Annotated in this window: 14 protein-coding genes; 8 read left to right on the top strand and 6 right to left on the bottom strand. The window is 70.9% G+C overall.

The annotated features are described in order from the left end of the window. Positions 1-13 precede the first annotated feature (13 nt). The 6 genes from HBB12_RS27700 to HBB12_RS27675 form a co-directional block, all read right to left on the bottom strand. Positions 14-1,285: an arsenic transporter gene (locus tag HBB12_RS27700; protein ID WP_236992307.1), complete on the bottom strand. Its 1,272-nt coding sequence runs from the start codon at positions 1,283-1,285 to the stop codon at positions 14-16. Positions 1,286-1,556: 271 nt separating this feature from the next. Then, positions 1,557-2,648, bottom strand: coding sequence for a metallophosphoesterase family protein (locus tag HBB12_RS27695; RefSeq protein ID WP_236992306.1), 1,092 nt, complete (start codon positions 2,646-2,648; stop codon positions 1,557-1,559). A gap of 8 nt (positions 2,649-2,656) precedes the next feature. Then, positions 2,657-3,985: an MFS transporter gene (locus HBB12_RS27690; RefSeq protein WP_236992305.1), complete on the bottom strand. Its 1,329-nt coding sequence runs from the start codon at positions 3,983-3,985 to the stop codon at positions 2,657-2,659. Positions 3,986-4,121: 136 nt separating this feature from the next. Beyond that, entirely contained in the window at positions 4,122-4,883 is a 762-nt protein-coding gene (locus HBB12_RS27685) for a hypothetical protein (protein ID WP_336886959.1), read from the bottom strand. Between the two features lie 110 nt (positions 4,884-4,993). Further along, positions 4,994-6,406 carry a sigma-54-dependent transcriptional regulator gene (locus tag HBB12_RS27680; RefSeq protein ID WP_236992304.1) on the bottom strand — a complete coding sequence of 471 codons (1,413 nt, stop codon included), beginning with the start codon at positions 6,404-6,406 and terminating at the stop codon, positions 4,994-4,996. After that, a complete protein-coding gene (locus HBB12_RS27675; protein ID WP_236992303.1) occupies positions 6,364-7,875 on the bottom strand; it encodes a sensor histidine kinase in 1,512 nt (503 codons plus the stop codon). The genes HBB12_RS27680 and HBB12_RS27675 overlap by 43 nt, the downstream gene beginning before the upstream one ends. Before the next feature lie 171 nt (positions 7,876-8,046). Between HBB12_RS27675 and HBB12_RS27670 the strand changes: the two genes are divergently transcribed. From HBB12_RS27670 to HBB12_RS27635, 8 genes are all read left to right on the top strand, one after another. Further along, on the top strand, positions 8,047-8,733 hold the full coding sequence (locus HBB12_RS27670) for a L,D-transpeptidase (protein WP_236992302.1): 687 nt from the start codon (positions 8,047-8,049) through the stop codon (positions 8,731-8,733). A 75-nt stretch (positions 8,734-8,808) separates the two neighbouring features. Next, positions 8,809-9,702 carry a LysR family transcriptional regulator gene (locus tag HBB12_RS27665; RefSeq protein ID WP_236992301.1) on the top strand — a complete coding sequence of 298 codons (894 nt, stop codon included), beginning with the start codon at positions 8,809-8,811 and terminating at the stop codon, positions 9,700-9,702. Between the two features lie 109 nt (positions 9,703-9,811). Continuing rightward, positions 9,812-10,612 (top strand): putative hydro-lyase, encoded by an 801-nt coding sequence (locus HBB12_RS27660; protein WP_236992300.1) that lies wholly within the window; start codon positions 9,812-9,814, stop codon positions 10,610-10,612. Positions 10,613-10,752: 140 nt separating this feature from the next. After that, on the top strand, positions 10,753-12,003 hold the full coding sequence (locus tag HBB12_RS27655) for an ABC transporter substrate-binding protein (RefSeq protein ID WP_236992299.1): 1,251 nt from the start codon (positions 10,753-10,755) through the stop codon (positions 12,001-12,003). Between the two features lie 328 nt (positions 12,004-12,331). Then, positions 12,332-13,210: a branched-chain amino acid ABC transporter permease gene (locus HBB12_RS27650; RefSeq protein ID WP_236992298.1), complete on the top strand. Its 879-nt coding sequence runs from the start codon at positions 12,332-12,334 to the stop codon at positions 13,208-13,210. Then, entirely contained in the window at positions 13,210-14,250 is a 1,041-nt protein-coding gene (locus HBB12_RS27645) for a branched-chain amino acid ABC transporter permease (protein WP_236992297.1), read from the top strand. The genes HBB12_RS27650 and HBB12_RS27645 overlap by 1 nt, the downstream gene beginning before the upstream one ends. Further along, the gene (locus HBB12_RS27640) at positions 14,247-14,978 is read left to right on the top strand and encodes an ABC transporter ATP-binding protein (protein ID WP_236992296.1); all 732 of its coding nucleotides are present in this window, start codon (positions 14,247-14,249) and stop codon (positions 14,976-14,978) included. Before HBB12_RS27645 ends, HBB12_RS27640 begins: the two co-directional genes overlap by 4 nt. After that, entirely contained in the window at positions 14,971-15,675 is a 705-nt protein-coding gene (locus tag HBB12_RS27635; RefSeq protein ID WP_236992919.1) for an ABC transporter ATP-binding protein, read from the top strand. Before HBB12_RS27640 ends, HBB12_RS27635 begins: the two co-directional genes overlap by 8 nt. Positions 15,676-15,763 lie beyond the last annotated feature (88 nt).

The raw sequence follows: 15,763 nt of genomic DNA, 5'->3' as shown, positions 1-15,763 counted from the left end.
GGACGAGACGGGGTCAGACGAGGAGGAGGCCGGCCAGCGCCAGCGCGAGGGCCGGCGGCATCACCAGGGCGCCGAGCTTGAGGAAGCTCCAGAAGCTCACGTCCTGGCCCTCGCGGCGGATGGCGGTGAGCCACAGGATGGTGGCGAGCGAGCCGGTGACCGACAGGTTCGGCCCGAGATCGACGCCGATCAGCACCGCGCCCGCGACCTTCTCGGGGACATGGGCGGTCTGCACCGCGGCGCCCGCGATCAGGCCGGCCGGCAGGTTGTTGACGAGGTTGCAGGCGACGGCGATCAGCGCGCCGGCGCCCCAGGCGGTCTCGCCGGGGGCGGCGCTCGCGGCCCGCTTCAGGGCGTCGGCGATCATCGCCAGAACGCCGGTCTTCTCCAGCGCCTCGACCAGCACGAACAGGCCGGCGACCAGCGGCAGCACGCTCCAGGACACGTCCTTGACGACCTCGACCGCGCCGCTCCCCTTGCGGAGCGCCAGCACGATGAGGGTGGTGGCGAGCCCCGCGACGAAGGTCGGCAGGCCGAGGTCGCGCCCGAGCGCCGAGGCGCCGATCAGCACCGCGCCCGTCGCCACGATGCCCAGCCCCGCGACGATGCCCGTGCGGGACAGCGCCTTCGCCTCGACGTCGGTGGCGACCGATTGCTGCTTGAGGGTCCCGTTCTGGGTCAGCCGCAGGACGAGGTAGGTCGTCCCAATCGCCAGGAGCGAGGGCAGGCCGAACAGGGCGAGCCAGCGGGTCAGCGGCGGCATGGCTTCCGCGAACACCACGAGGTTCGCCGGGTTCGAGATCGGCAGCACGAACGAGGCGGCGTTGGCGATGAAGGCGCAGATGAACAGGTAGGGCAGCGGGTTCTCGACCTTGGCGGCCCGGGTGGCGGCGTAGACCGCTGGCGTCAGCACCACCGCGCAGGCATCGTTCGACAGGAAGACCGTGACCACCGTGCCGACGAGGTAGACCAGGGTGAAGAGCCGCGTCGCCGAGCCCTTGGCGGTGCGCACGGCGATGCCGGCGAGCCAGTCGAACAGGCCCTCCTTCCGGGCCACTTCCGACATCAGCATCATGCCGACGAGGAACAGGTAGACGTCGGTGCCCTTGAGCACGCCCTCCCAGGCGGTGCCGGCCGGGAGCAGGCCGAGCAGCACCAGGGCGAGGGCGCCGGTCACCGCCCAGATCGCCTCCGGCCAGGAGAACGGGCGCACGATCACGCCGAGGGTGGCGAGGGCGGCGATCGCCCAGGTCGCGAGATTGGGGCTGAGCGTCAGCGCGGCCATGGGGAGAGAAGTCCTGTCGTCACGGTCGGGATGGAGGTATTGCAAAGCTGGTCGATCAAGTCGGTGGGCTTTTAACCCTCCGCGTCATTCCGGGGCCGCGACAGCGGAGCCCGGAATCCAGAACCGCGGAGGGTCGAGAACAGAGCGGATCGCGTGCCGACTTATTCTTTTACATCTGCGGTTCTGGATTCCGGGCTCCGCTGTGCGTCCCCGGAATGACGCGGAGGATGAGAGTTCGGTCTGAGATCGGCCGGTCCGGTGAGGCCTTCTTTCACCATTGCCGCCCGTTCCTGTTCGGGCCGAGCTGCGTCCCCAGCAACCCCCGCGCCTCCCAGGCCCCGAGCGCATCGGCGTCGCTGCCGATGCCGCGGGAGGTCGGCAGCCCGTCGGGATCCGTCGCCGGCTCGATCGCGTCGGTATCCTCGGCCCCGGCGCCCGTCGCCCGCACGGCGATCGTCTTCGCCCCCGCCGGCCAAGCCACTTCCGCCGCGTGACAGCGCGCGCCGTCCTCCCGCGCCATCGCCTGCCAGGACCCGTCATCGATACGGAACTCGACCCGCTCCGCCGGCCCGAGCACCAGGGCGCGCAAGGTGAATCTTCCGTCGATCGCATGGCCGGCATCATGGGCGAGGCGCCGGTCCGCCGGCGCGGTGATCAGCACGAAGGGCCAGGGCCGGGCCAGTTCCTTGAAGCGCCAGCTCACCACCCCGCCGTCGATGGCCGCGACCGCGTAGCCGACTGGGCCCTCCTCGATCTGGCCGGTGGAGCGGGTCGCCGCGTAGACCGTGCGGCCGTCATTGGCGAGTTCGTTGTAGTGGGTGTGGCCCATCTCGACGAGGCGCACCGGTCCGCGATGGACGAGGTCGGCGACGCGGGCGGCCTCGCCCTCGCCCTTCAGGTCGGCGGGGTAGCTGTGCAGGAACAGGGCGCAGTCCCGTCCTTTCGCGGCCTCGAGTTCCGCCGCCAGCCAGTCGACCTGATCGGGCCCGAGGCGGAAATCCGGCCCGCCCGAGCCCGGCCCGCACATGTCGAGGAACAGGCAGCGCACGCCCCGGACATCGACGGCGTGGGGCAGGCGCGGCGCGTTCAATCCGGCATAGAAGGCGTCGAGGCTGCCGCCCTCCATGTCGTGGTCGCCGGTGATGACGTGGACCGGCAGGCGGAGACGATCCAGGCCGGCCCGCACCAGGGCGTATTGCTCTGGGGTGCCGTTATCGGCGTTGTCCCCGGGCACGAAGACGAAGTCGAGCCCGTCGGTCTCGTTCAACTGGGCGACGATCGCCGCGAAGTCGCGGGCGTTGTCGGCCTCACCAATGGTCAGGTGCAGGTCGCCGATATGCGCGAAGGCGAGGGGAAGGGTCACGGCTGGCCTCAAACTCCCGCGAGGACGGGCCGACCGGACGGGTCGGAGGGCGTGTCGGCCTGCGCCGGCTCGAAGCCGCGGGTCTCGGGCATCACCATCAGGTAGAGGGCGAAACCCAGGCCGGCGATGCCGGCCAGCGTCAGGAAGGCCGCCGAGTAGCCGGCCGAGACGATGATGAGGCCGGCGAGGGTTGCGCTCAGCGAGGCGCCGAGCCCCTGCGCCGTCGCGACCGCGCCCTGGCTGACGTTGAACCGGCCGGTGCCGCGGGTCAGGTCCGCGACCACGATCGGGAACAGCGCGCCGTAGACGCCGGCGCCGATGCCGTCGAGGAGCTGCACCGCCACGAGGTAGAACGGGTTGTTCGAGAAGGTGTAGAGCACGCCGCGCAGGGCCAGCACGCCGAAGGCGGCGAGGAAGATGGGCTTGCGGCCGATCGCATCGGCCTTGTGGCCGACGAACATCGCCACCGGCACCATCACGCACTGCGCCGCCACGATGCAGATCGCGATGAGCGAGGTGGCGTTGTCCTTGCCCGACAGGTGGGTGAGGAGCTGGCCGACCGAGGTCAGCATCGCGGCGTTGGACAGGTGGAAGATCGCGGCGAGCAGCGCGAACAGCATCAGGTACTTGTTCTGGAGCAGCACGGTGAGGCCGGAGGGCTGCTCCTCGCACGCCTTGTCCTCGGCGCAGTCGAGGCCGCGGGCGAGGTCGTTGTCGATGGCGTCATCGGGCACCATCAGCATCGCGCCGATCGAGAGCGCGGCGAGCACGCCCATCAGCCAGAACACCACGATCGGCCCGAACAGGTAGGCCAAGCCCCCCGCCAGCGCCGCCGAGACGGCGTTGCCGGCATGGTTGAAGCCCTCGTTGCGGCCGATGCGCTTGGAAAACAGCTTCGGGCCCACCACCCCGAGGGTGATGGCGGCGAGCGCCGGCGGGAAGATCGCCCCGGCGATGCCGGCGAGCGACTGGGTGGCGGCGACCGCGTAGAAGTTCGAGATGAAGGGCAGGGCCAGGCAGCTCAGGGTCACGGCGAGCGCCGCGGCGATCACGATCATGCGCTTGTGGCGCGAGCGATCGATGAGGGCGCCGGCCGGCGTCTGGGCGATCAGTCCGGCGATGCCGGCGATGGTCATCACCATGCCGGTGGTCGCCTCGTTCCAGCCCTGGTCCGGCCCGCGCACGGCGATGAGGTAGATCGCCAGATAGGGCCCGAGGCCGTCGCGCACGTCCGCCAGGGTGAAGTTGAGCGCGTCGAGCCCGCGGAGGGCCCGGGTCGACGGCTGTCGGTCGGGTGACGTGGACGCAGAGGCAGGAACGGAGGTTGCCGTGCTCACCGTGATGTCTCCTTGAGGAAGGACCGACCGATCCGGAGCCGAGAACCGGCGGGATCGCGAAAAGTTGCGATGCCATCGGGATTAATCACCTGCGCGGCGCGTTCCCGCCGCGCAGGCCATCTTGGTCGATCGCGGCTTAGAACCGACGGGGCGGCGGCGGCGGGGCCGCGCCGGGTGGGGGCGGCGGAGGAGCCGCACCGGGGCCGGGCGGCGGCGGGGGCGGTGCGTCGGGGCCGCCCGGAGGACCGGCCTCGGCACGCGGACCACGCGGACGGGGCGGCGGCCCGCCGACCTCGACCAGGGTGTCCGGGCCGGTCCCGAGCGCCCGCACCTCCACCACCGTGCCGAGCGGGCTCTTCGCCACGCTGCCGCGGAGGCTGACGCTCTGGCCGGCCCGCAGGGTCGCGCTCAGGCGCGCGGCCTCGTGCGGGGGCAGCCGCAGGGTGGTGCCGTCGTCGAGGAGGGCTCCGTTCACCTCGCCCCGGCGGCCGTGCAGCAGGGCGGCGATGCGCCCGCTCAGCACCGTCTCGTCGGCGGCGGGCTCCGGCGGCCCGAGGGTGGTGAGGGTGGCGCCGGTCGCCTCGTTGCGGATCGAGGCGCCGTCGACGAGGGGCAGGGCCCGGGCGCGCATGCCGCGCACCGAGACCGCGTCGCCCGGCTTCACCGTGAACACCACGGCGCCGGAGAGCCGCGGCGGCAGCTTCACCTCGGTGCCGTCGGTGAGGATCAGGCCGTCGACGTCGCCGCGGGGGGTGAGCGTGTACTGCTTCACCGTTCCCTTGGTCTCCGGCAGGGTGCCGGGATCCCAGACCGAATTGTCCTGCGCCGCGGCCGGGCCGGCCGCCAGCAGCATGGCCGCGAGGCCCGCCGCCCGGAGGCGGGGATTGCCTGTCGTCATGGGTGTCGCTCGTCTGCGCCGGCGGGCGGCCGGCTCGGACAGCCCCTGTCAACTCCCGTGCCAGACGCTAAGCAATTGAAGAAACTCGGAAATGCCGTGCGGGTGCGGGGTCAGGCGTCGGGATTCGCGACATCGTCCGTCGGGTTTCCCGACATCTCGGGATCGCGCAGGCCGTAGCGCTCGATCTTGGCGTAGAGGAGCTGGCGCTGGATGCCGAGGTGCTTTGCCGCCCGGGCGCGGTTGCCGCCGCTCGCGCGCAGGGCCCGGCGGATCATCGCCTCCTCGAGCCGCGCCACCGCCCCCGGCAAGTCGCCGTCGAGCCAGGCCGGCAGGACGTCCGGCGCTTCGCCCGGAGGGCCGGTCTCCGCGAGACCGAGGTCGTCCGCGCCGATCACCGCGCCGCGGGCCAGCACCGCCGCCCGCTCGATCACGTTGCGCAACTCGCGCACGTTGCCGGGCCAGGGATGGCGCATCAGCGCGGCTGCGGCCTCTGGCCCGAGGCGTTTCTGCCCCGCATCACAGAGGCCCAGGAAATGCTCGGCCAGCGGCAGGATGTCGGCCAGGCGCTCGCGCAGGGGCGGCAGGGTGATCGGCACCACGTTGAGGCGGTAGAACAGGTCCTGGCGGAAGCCGCCCTCCGCCACGAGGCGCGGCAGGTCGCGGTGCGTGGCGGCCACCACCCGGACGGTGACCGGGACGGGCCGGCCGCCGACCGGCGTCACCACCCGCTCCTGGAGCACCCGCAGGATCTTGGCCTGCATCGCGGGCGGCATGTCGCCGATCTCGTCGAGGAAGAGCGTGCCGCCCTCCGCCTCCCGGAAGGCCCCGGGCCGGTCGCCCGTCGCCCCCGTGAAGGCGCCGCGCAGGTGCCCGAACAGCTCGCTCTCGAGGAGGTCGGCGGGAATCGCCGCGCAATTCACCGGCACGAAGGGCCCGCCCTGCCGGCGGCCGAAGGCGTGGAGGGCGCGGGCCGCCACTTCCTTGCCGGTGCCGGTCTCGCCCTGGAGCAAGACCGTCGCGTCGCTGTCGGCGGCGAGGCCGACAGTCTTCTGCACCCGCCGCATCGCCTCGCTGGAGCCTATCAATGCGGAGGCGGGTGCCGGAGCGGGCCCTTGCGACGCCGTGCAGGCCGACAGGGCCAGCATGCCGCCGAGGAGCCCGGCGAGGTCCGCCCGGCCGACCGGCTTCGTCAGGTGGTCGTAGGCGCCGAGCCGCATCGCCTCGATGGTGTTCTCGGCGCTGGCATAGGCGGTCAGCACCGCCACCGGCGGCGGCCGGGGCCCGGCCCGCAGGCGCTGGAGCACCGCCATCCCGTCGAGCCCGCCCGGCATGCGCAGATCGAGCAGCACCGCGGCGATCGCCGGATCGGCCGCGACCCGCGCCAGCGCCTCCGCGCCGGAGGCGGCGAGGACGGGATGGTGGCCGAGATCGCTCACCGTCTCGGCCAGGCCCTCGCGCAGGGCCGGCTCGTCGTCGACGATCAGGATGCGGGCGGGTACGGTGCCGGGGGAGGGGCGGGCCATGGCAGATCGAGCTCGAAGGTCGCGCCGGGACCCGGACCATCGGGAGGTGGGGCGGCGAGCCGCGCCTGTCCACCATGGGCGCGGGCGATCTCGCGCACGATCGCCAGCCCGAGCCCGGTCCCGTCCGGGCGGCCGGTGACGAAGGGCTCGAACAGCCGGCCCCGCAAAGCCTCCGGCACGCCCGGACCCTCGTCCGTCACCCGGATCCGCAGCCTCTCGCCCTCCCGCGTCCCGGAGAGCCGCACCGTGCCGCCGGCCGGGCTGTGCTGGATCGCGTTGAGCACGAGGTTGTCGAGGGCGCGGCGGATTTGCCCCTCGTCGAGGGGCACGGGCTCAGGGGGCGCCGCCTCCACCGTAATCCGCACGCCGTGCGCCCGGGCGAGATCGTCATGGAGGTGGATGCAGTCGCGCAGCACGAGGCCGAGATCGGTGGGGCCTGTGGCCGGCCGGCGCGGCTGGGTCAGGCTCAGGAGGTCGCGCAACAGGCGGTCCAGGCGGGCGACCTGATCGAGCACGAGGTCGAGGGCGGCCCGGGCCCGCGCCGGATCGGCGCTCGCGAGCGCGTTCTCGGCCTTGAGCCGGATCGCCGCCAGGGGATTGCGGATCTCGTGGGCGATGCCGGCCGCGAGCTGCCCGACGGCGGCGAGCCGCTCGGCCTCCGCGGCACGGTGGCGGGCGGCGGCGAGGCGGGTGCCGGCGGCGTTCAGTGCTTCCACCAGCCGGTCGAGCTCGCGCAGGCCCGTCGATTCCAGGCGGGGCAGCTCGCCTTCGTCCGCTTCGTGCCCGAGTTGTCCTTCGAGCCGGGCGATGCGCCGGCCGAGCACCAGGAGCAGCCGCCCGAGGAGCAGGGCCGAGCCGAGCACGGTGGCGGCCAGGAAGCCGAACCCGGCCAGCAGCTGGCCGTAGGCTCGGCCCTCGTCGGTATGGACCCGCGCCATGGTCCAGGCCGTCGCCCCCTGGATCGGACCGCGCAACGGGCAGCCCTGCACCACCAGGGTCTGGGTGCGGGAGGCCCGCCGCGCTGCCACCGGCCGCTCGGCGCTCAGGGACTCGGCGTTGATGCGCCGGATCGTCTCGATCTCGGCCGAGGGCAGGTCGGTTTTCGGCCCGGTGCCCTCGTAGGTCGGGAAGGCGTAGGCCGCCGACCCGCCGGCGGCGGTCCAGATCCCGCCCTCCACCCCCGGATGGCTGGCGAGCGCCGTCACCACCACGTCGGTGAGCTGGTGCTTCAGGGTCTCGTCGGGATCGGCGACGCCGCCGCTCCAGCCGGTGCCGAAGAAGGCGAACCGGTCGCCGATCTCGCGGCAGGCGCGGGCGACCTGAAGCTCGGACTGGGCGACCTGCACGGCGGCCGACTGGGTATAGAACTCGTAGAGCAGGTAGGCGGTGGCCGCCGCCGAGGCGAGGATCAGGACCCAGAGGGCGAGGAGGTGGGCGCGGAGCGAGCGGGGCGGCAAGGTCGGCAGCATGGGACGAGTGTGGGCGGGCGCAGGGGATGGTGCAAACCTCGCGTCCGTGCGCCGGACGGTCGAGGCTTGCCAGCTGGGCCGTAAGACGGCAGGTTCCGCCCGATATAGGCGCTCCGCGGGTGGATGCCCGAGACATCTCTCGTCGGACGATACGGCACGGGACTTCGAACCATGATTGTCGAGAGCGGACATGCCGGGACCGACGGCGCCGGCCAGAGGAGCCTGCTTCACCGCCGTTCCTTCCTGCTCGGCGCGGCGAGCCTCGGCGGGCTCGGGCTCGCCGGCTGCGCGACCACCGACGGGATGAGCCTCGCCGAGGCCTCGGCGCTCTACGGGCCGGTGCCGACCGAAAAATTTCCGATTCCCGCGGTCGACGTCAGCAAGGTCAATCCGAAATACTATCGCCGCACGGTACAATACGCCTCGAAGGAAGCGCCCGGGACGATCATCGTCGATCCGGCCAATTACTACGTCTACCGAATCGAGGAAGGCGGGACCGCCACCCGCTACGGCGCCAATGTCGGCCGCGACGGGTTCCGCTGGAGCGGCGACGCCTATGTCGGGCGCAAGAGCGAATGGGCGACCTGGACCCCGCCCCGGGAGATGATCAAGCGCCAGCCGGAAGCCGCCAAATGGGCTCGCGGCATGCCGGGCGGTCTCGACAACCCGCTCGGCGCCCGGACCCTGCACCTCTACCAGAACGGCGCCTACACGCTCTACACGATCTACGCCAGCAGCGACCCGGAATCGATCGGCTCAGGGATCACCAGCGGCTGCGTCGGCCTGCTGAGCCAGGACATGATCCACCTCTACGCGCAGACGCCGGTGAAGACGAAGGTGGTGGTGCTTCCGGCTTGAGGACCGGGCCGCCGCCGGAATTTGGCATGGTCCGAACCTTGCTCCACACTGTCCCGTCGCGAACCGGGACGGAGCATGGCGGACCTGAGAAGCCTCGAAATCTTCTACTGGACGGCCTCGCTGTGCAGCTTCCGCAAGGCGGCGGAACGGATGAACACCTCGCAGCCGGCGGTGTCGCAGCGGATCGCGGCCCTGGAGGAGGAATTCGGCGTGCGGCTGTTCGAGCGGCGCGCCCGCTCGGTGGTGCTGACGGCCAAGGGCCGCGACCTCCTTCCTTACGCCGAGCGCTTCCTGCGCCTGCGCACCGAGATGATGCAGGCGGTGGCCGGGCCCGGCTCGCTGCGCGGCGTGCTGCGGCTCGGCGTCTCGGAGACCATCGTCCATACCTGGCTGATGCGCTTCATCGCCCGGATGAACGAGGCCTATCCGGGCGTCACCGTCGACATCGCGGTCGACATCTCGCCCACCATGCGCGACGCGCTCCTGAACCGGGACCTCGACCTCGCCTTCCTGGTCGGGCCGATCACCATGCCGAGCTTGGTCAACCTGCCGCTCTGCAGCGTGTCGCTCGCCTGGATCGCCGCGCCGTCCCTCGACCTAGGCCCCGGCGAAGTCAGCCTGGCGGCCCTCTTGCGGCATCCGCTCATCACCTATCCGAAGAACACCAACCCCTACGTGTGCTTACGCGAGATGCTGGCGCAGTCGAACCTGCCGCCGCCGCGCCTGCACAGCAACGCCTCGCTCTCCACCATCGTCCGGATGGCGCGGGAGGGGATCGGCATCGGGGTGATCCCGCCCGAGGTCGTGCGGCGCGACCTCGACGAGGGCGCGCTGCGGATCATCGCCCCGGCGCCGGCCCTGCCCGACATCGGCTTCACCGCCACCTACCCGAACGCGCCCGATTGCGGGCTCGCCGCGACGGCGGCGCGGCTGGCCTGCGAGGTGGCGGCCGAGCCTGACTGGCGATGATAAGCTCACCTTATCGGAACCGATGCGAAATGACGATTGGCGCTTACCTGCCTAACCGGTGATCATGGCGCATCGGTGAGCACGGACCCATCCGGGTAAAGGAGCGGCGATGACCCTTCCCTTCGATCGGGCGCGGATGAGCGGCGAGGCGGCGCGGCTGGCCTGCCGCAGCGGCGCCATCACCGGCTGCACCGCCGGCATCGCCGACGGCTACGTCCAGGGCAACCTCGCGGTGCTGCCCGCCGACCTCGCCGACGAGTTCCTGCTGTTTGCCCAGCGCAACCCGAAATCGTGCCCGATCATCGGCGTCTCGGCCAAGGGCGAGCGCAGCATCCCGGAACTCGGCCTCGACCTCGACATCGCCACCGACATTCCCGCCTACCGGGTCTGGCGCGACGGCGAGGTGGCGGCGGAATGCGCCTCCGTCGCGGAATTCTGGCGCGACGACCTCGTGGCCTTCGTGATCGGCTGCTCCTACTCGTTCGAGGCGGCCCTGGCCGAGGACGGGTTGCCGTTGCGCCATGTCGAGATGGGGGTACGGGTGCCGATGTACCGCACCAGCATCCCGTGCGCCCCGGCCGGCCGCTTCTCCGGGCCGATGGTGGTGTCGATGCGCCCGCTCACGCCCGCACAAGCCATCCGGGCGGTGCAGATCACCTCGCGGTTTCCCTCCGTCCACGGCGCGCCGGTCCATCTCGGCCGGCCGGACCTGATCGGCATTTCCGATATCGGCGCGCCCGATTACGGCGACCCGGTCGCGATCCGCGACGACGAGATCCCGGTCTTCTGGGCCTGCGGCGTCACCCCGCAATCGGTGATCGCCGCCGTGCGGCCGGCCTTCGCCATCACCCACGCGCCGGGCTGCATGCTGATCACCGACCGGCGCAACAGCGAATACGCCGTGCTCTGAACGATGTCCCCGGCTCTTTCGTCTTGATCTCTCGTTCGCGCATCGTTTCCGCATTCGGGCTGGTGACAGCCTCGACACGGGCTTTTCAAAGCCGGCGGAATGAGGCTTGGATGAAATCCCCACCTCTTGGAGGCCAGCGCATGATCCGTCGTCGAGAACTCTTGGTGGGGGCCGGCGCCCTGTCGCTCGCGGGCTTGCGCGGCGCTCCCGCCCGCGCGGCGGCACCCGAGGTGGTGGTCGGCGTGCTCTACGCCATGTCGGGCCCGAGCGCGCAGGTCGGGGTGGATGCCCGCCACGCCATCGAGACGGCGCTCGACCTCATCAACAACGACCACGACCTCGACCTGCCGGGCGCCAAGGGCGCAGGCCTCGCCGGCATGGGCGGCGCCAAGATCCGCCTCGTCTTCGCCGACCACCAGGCCGACCCGCAGAAGGGCCGCGCCGAGGCCGAGCGCCTGATCACCCAGGACAAGGTCGCGGCGCTCGTCGGCTGCTACCAGTCGGCGGTCTCGGCGACCGTGAGCGCCACCGCCGAGCGCTACGGCGTGCCCTTCGTCTGCGCCGATTCCTCGTCGCCGAGCCTGCACCGCAAGGGCCTGAAGTTCTTCTTCCGCCCGGCCGCCCACGACGAGATGTTCTCGACCGCGATGTTCGACTTCCTGGATGCCCAGCGCAAGCGGGGCCAGAAGATCGACTCGGTCGCCCTGTTCTTCGAGGACACGATCTACGGCGTCGATTCCTCGACCGTGCAGCGCAAGCTCGCCGCCGAGCGCGGCTACAAGCTCGTGGCCGACGTGAAGTACAAGAGCAACTCGCCCTCGCTCACCGCCGAGGTGCAGCAGCTCAAGACTGCCAACGCCGACGTGCTCTTGCCGACGAGCTACACCACCGACGCGATCCTCCTGACCAAGACGATGGCCGAACTCGGCTACAAGCCGAAGAGCATCATCGCCCAGGCCGCCGGCTTCTCCGAGAAGGTCACCTACGACGCCGTCGGCGACAAGCTCCAGGGCGTGATCTCGCGGGGCAGCTTCTCCCTCGACCTGGCCGCCAAGCGTCCGATGGTCGCGACCGTGAACAACATGTACAAGGCCCGGGCCGGCCGCGACTTCAACGACAATTCCTCGCGCCAGTTCATGGCGATGATCGTGCTCGCCGACGCCCTCGACCGCGCCGGCTCGACCGATGGCCAGAAGATCCGCGCCGCGCTCGCCGCCACCGACATCCCGGGCACCCGCACGGTGATGCCCTGGACCAAGGTCGCCTTCGGGCCCGACGGCCAGAACACCCATGCCGACCCGGTGCTGCTGCAATGGATCGGCGACAAGTTCGTCACCGTGTTCCCCGAAGCCGCCGCGGTGGCGCCGGCCAAGTGGCCGATGAACGTGTGAGGTGACGCGCTTTCCTCTCTCCCCGCGGGCGGCAGGGCCTTCTGGGGGAGAAAATGGCGCAGGTTTCCCCTCTCCCCGCGGGCGGGGAGAGGGCTGCTGGCCCCTTGTCGGGGCAGCAGCAAGCGGAGGCGAAGCCGGAGCGAGGGTGAGGGGGTGGTGCCGGAGGAGCCGCATCCGGAGACACCCCCTCACCCTCGCCCTGCGGGCTCGCTGCATCTCCTGAACGGAGACGCAGCCCTCTCCCCGCCCGCGGGGAGAGGAGGAACCTGCGCCATTCCTGGCGCCCGTCGATCCAACATTTCGCGACCTCACCGGAGCCCCCACCCCCATGACGACGCAAGCCCTGGTGCAGGTGCTGGCGAGCGGCCTCCTGATGGGCTTGATCTATGCCCTGATCGCGGTCGGCCTCTCGCTGATCTTCGGCCTGATGGACGTGGTGAACTTCGCCCATGGCGAGTTCCTGATGCTGGCCATGTACGCGACCTTCGGGCTGGTGCTGGTCACCCATCTCGATCCGGTGGTGCTGATGCCGCTGGTCGCCGCCCTGCTCTTCGTGCTCGGGGCCGCCGCCTATCTCGGCGTGGTCCGCTTCGCCATGCGGGCCAAGGCCAACCAGGGCATGGTGCAGATCTTCGCGACCTTCGGGCTCGCAATCCTGCTCCAGGGCGCCGCGCAGTACCTGTTCACGCCCGATTACCGCAACGTCCAGAACACCTGGCTCGGCGGGCGCACCCTCGAACTCGGCGGCATCTTCCTGCCCTGGCCGCAGATCTTCGGCGCCTTCGTCTCGCTCGCCGCCTTCGGCGGCCTGCACCTGCTGATGAGCCGCACCGATTTCGGCCGGGCGCTGGAGGCCACCCGTGAGGACCAGGGCGCGGTGGCGCTGGTCGGCATCGACCGCAACCGGGTCTTCGCCCTCGGCTGGGGCCTGGGCGCGGCGCTGGTCGGCCTCGCCGGCGCCGTGCTGGCGATCTTCTACTACATCCACCCCCAGGTCGGGGCGAGCTTCGCGCTGATCGCCTACGTCACGGTGGCGCTCGGCGGCTTCGGCAGCGTGGCCGGTGCGCTCGTCGCCGGGATCATCGTCGGCCTCGTCGAGGCCCTCACGGCGGTGATCCTGCCGCCGGCCCTGAAATCCATCGGCGTCTACGCCCTCTACCTCGCGGTGGTGTTCGTGCGGCCGCAAGGCCTGTTCGGGAGGCTCTGATGACCACGCTGACCACCGCCCTCGCGCCGGGATCGAGCCTCGTCCGGGCCGAGGCGAGCCATGCGGCCAAGCGCCGGCGCAAGCTGGTCGTCGCCGCCCTGGTCTTCGCCGCGCTTGCAGCCCTTCCCTACGGCATCACCGACGTCTACCTTCAGAATGTCCTGATCCTGACCCTGATGTATGCCGCGCTCTCGCAGAGCTGGAACATCCTAGGGGGCTATTGCGGCCAGGTCTCGCTCGGCCATGCGTTGTATTTCGGCTTCGGCGCCTACGCGACCTCGGTGCTGTTCGTCAATTACGGCGTGTTGCCGTGGTTCGGCATGCTGGCGGGCGGCCTGCTCTCGGCGGCGGTGGCGCTGATCCTCGGCTATCCGTGCTTTCGGCTTGCCGGCCACTACTTCTCGATCGCCACCATCGTGATTGCGGAGATCGGCCTGCTGCTCGTCCATAACTGGGACTTCGTCGGCGGCGCGATGGGCATCCAGTGGCCGTTCAACCCCGATTCGTGGTGGACGCTCCAGTTCGCCCGCGACAAGATCCCCTACGTCCATTTCGCCGTCGGCATGCTGGCTCTGGTGTGGTTCGTGACCTGGCTGATCGAAGGCTCGCGCTGGGGCTATTGGTGGCGCGCGGTCAAGGACGACGCCCAGGCTGCCGAGAGCCTCGGCGTCGAGGTCTTCCGCTCCAAGATGGCGGCGGCCGCGGTCTCCGCCTTCTTCACCGCGATCGGCGGCGGCTTCTACGCGGCCTACGTCTCCTACATCGATCCCGAGAGCGTGATGAGCTTCCGCTTCTCGCTGCTCTTCGCGCTCCCGGCGGTGCTCGGCGGCATCGGCACCCTGTGGGGGCCGCTGGTGGGGGCGGCAATCCTGATCCCGCTCACCGAGATCAGCCGCTCCTATCTCGGCGGCAGCGGCAACGGCCTCGACCTGATGCTCTACGGCGTGCTGGTGATGGTGGTGGCGCTTGCCCGGCCCGAAGGCGTGCTCAGCCTGTTTCGCCGCACCCGCAAGGCCCGCAACGAGGAGGCCACGCCGTGAGCGAACCTTTGCTGCACATCGACCACGTCACGTTGCGCTTCGGCGGCCTCGTCGCCAATGCGGATGTCAGTCTCGACGTGCCGGAGGGCCAGATCCTCGGGCTCCTCGGGCCGAACGGCGCCGGCAAGTCGACCCTGTTCAACCTGATCTCCGGCACCTACCGGCCGAGCGAGGGACGAATCGTCTTCCGGGGCGAGGACATCACCGATCTCTCCGCCCCCGAGCGCTGCCGCCGCGGCATCGCCCGCACCTTCCAGGTGCCGCGCTCGTTCGATTCGATGAACGTGCTCGAGAACGTCGTCGTCGGGGGCTTTTCCCGCCACGCCAACGCCGCCGCGGCCCGCCGCGTGGCGCTGGAAACCCTCGATTTCGCCGGCCTCAGCCATCGGGCCGAGGCGGTGGCGGGGGAGCTGACCCCGCCGGAGAAGCGGCGCCTCGAAGTCGCCCGGGCGCTCGCCACCGAGCCGAAGCTCCTTCTCCTCGACGAGGTGCTGACGGGGCTCACCCCAAGCGAGGCCAAGGCCGGGGTCGAGCTGATCCGCAAGGTCGCCGCCCGCGGCGTCACCGTCATCATGGTCGAGCACGTGATGGAGGTGGTGATGCCGCTGGTCGACCGCGCGGTCGTGCTGCATCTCGGCCGCGTGCTGGCGGAAGGCCACCCGACCGAGGTGGTGCGCGATGAGGGCGTCATCACCGCCTATCTGGGGGAGCGTCACCGTGCTGCTTGAGGTCCGCGGGCTCTCCACCGCCTACCAGGGCCTCCTGGCCATCCAGGGCGTCTCGATCGAGGTCGAGACCGGCGAGATCGTCGTCGTGGCGGGCGCCAACGGCGCCGGCAAGTCGACCTTGCTCAAGTCGATCGCCGGCATGGAGCGGCCGAAATCCGGCGAGGTGGTGTTCGACGGCGCCCGGATCGACGGGTTGCCGGGCCACGCCATCACGGCGAAGGGCATCGCCTACGTGCCGGAGAACAAGCGGCTGTTTCCGCGCCTCTCCGTCGCCGACAACCTGCGGCTCGGCAGCTACCTCCACCGCAAGGAAGCCGACCGCGAGGCGCCGCTGGAGCGCGTCTTCTCCCTCTTCCCGCGCCTGAAGGAGCGCCTGCCGCAGCGGGCCGGCACTCTCTCGGGCGGCGAGCAGCAGATGCTCGCCATCGGCCGCGCCCTGATGACCCGGCCGCGCCTGCTGATGCTCGACGAGCCCTCGCAGGGCATCATGCCCAAGCTCGTCGACGAGATCTTTTCCGCCGTCGAGGCGATCCGCGCCTCGGGCACCACGATCCTCCTGGTCGAGCAGCGCCTGGCCGAATCGCTGAGTATCGCCGACCGGGCCTACGTGCTCCAGACTGGGCGGCTGATGCTCTCGGGCCCGGCGGCGACGTTGCGGGACGATCCGGAGGTGAGGCGGGTGTATCTGGGGATTTGATCGAAGTTACTGAAGGCGGGTGAGCCCGGACAGTCGAGGCCGCTTCATCAATTGTTGCTTAAAGGAAGAGGCGCGGAGAAATCCCCTC

Source organism: Methylobacterium sp. SyP6R (assembly GCF_019216885.1).
Classification (GTDB): Bacteria; Pseudomonadota; Alphaproteobacteria; order Rhizobiales; family Beijerinckiaceae; genus Methylobacterium.
This window is presented reverse-complemented; position numbering and strand designations above follow the sequence as displayed.

Bases quoted from the DNA above. Each gene is read 5' to 3' on its own strand.
- HBB12_RS27700 (WP_236992307.1), bottom strand. From the start codon at position 1,285: ATGGCCGCGCTGACGCTCAGCCCCAATCTCGCGACCTGGGCGATCGCC.
- HBB12_RS27685 (WP_336886959.1), bottom strand. From the start codon at position 4,883: ATGACGACAGGCAATCCCCGCCTCCGGGCGGCGGGCCTCGCGGCCATG.
- HBB12_RS27680 (WP_236992304.1), bottom strand. From the start codon at position 6,406: ATGGCCCGCCCCTCCCCCGGCACCGTACCCGCCCGCATCCTGATCGTC.
- HBB12_RS27675 (WP_236992303.1), bottom strand. From the start codon at position 7,875: ATGCTGCCGACCTTGCCGCCCCGCTCGCTCCGCGCCCACCTCCTCGCC.
- HBB12_RS27670 (WP_236992302.1), top strand. From the start codon at position 8,047: ATGATTGTCGAGAGCGGACATGCCGGGACCGACGGCGCCGGCCAGAGG.
- HBB12_RS27665 (WP_236992301.1), top strand. From the start codon at position 8,809: ATGGCGGACCTGAGAAGCCTCGAAATCTTCTACTGGACGGCCTCGCTG.
- HBB12_RS27660 (WP_236992300.1), top strand. From the start codon at position 9,812: ATGACCCTTCCCTTCGATCGGGCGCGGATGAGCGGCGAGGCGGCGCGG.
- HBB12_RS27655 (WP_236992299.1), top strand. From the start codon at position 10,753: ATGATCCGTCGTCGAGAACTCTTGGTGGGGGCCGGCGCCCTGTCGCTC.
- HBB12_RS27650 (WP_236992298.1), top strand. From the start codon at position 12,332: ATGACGACGCAAGCCCTGGTGCAGGTGCTGGCGAGCGGCCTCCTGATG.
- HBB12_RS27645 (WP_236992297.1), top strand. From the start codon at position 13,210: ATGACCACGCTGACCACCGCCCTCGCGCCGGGATCGAGCCTCGTCCGG.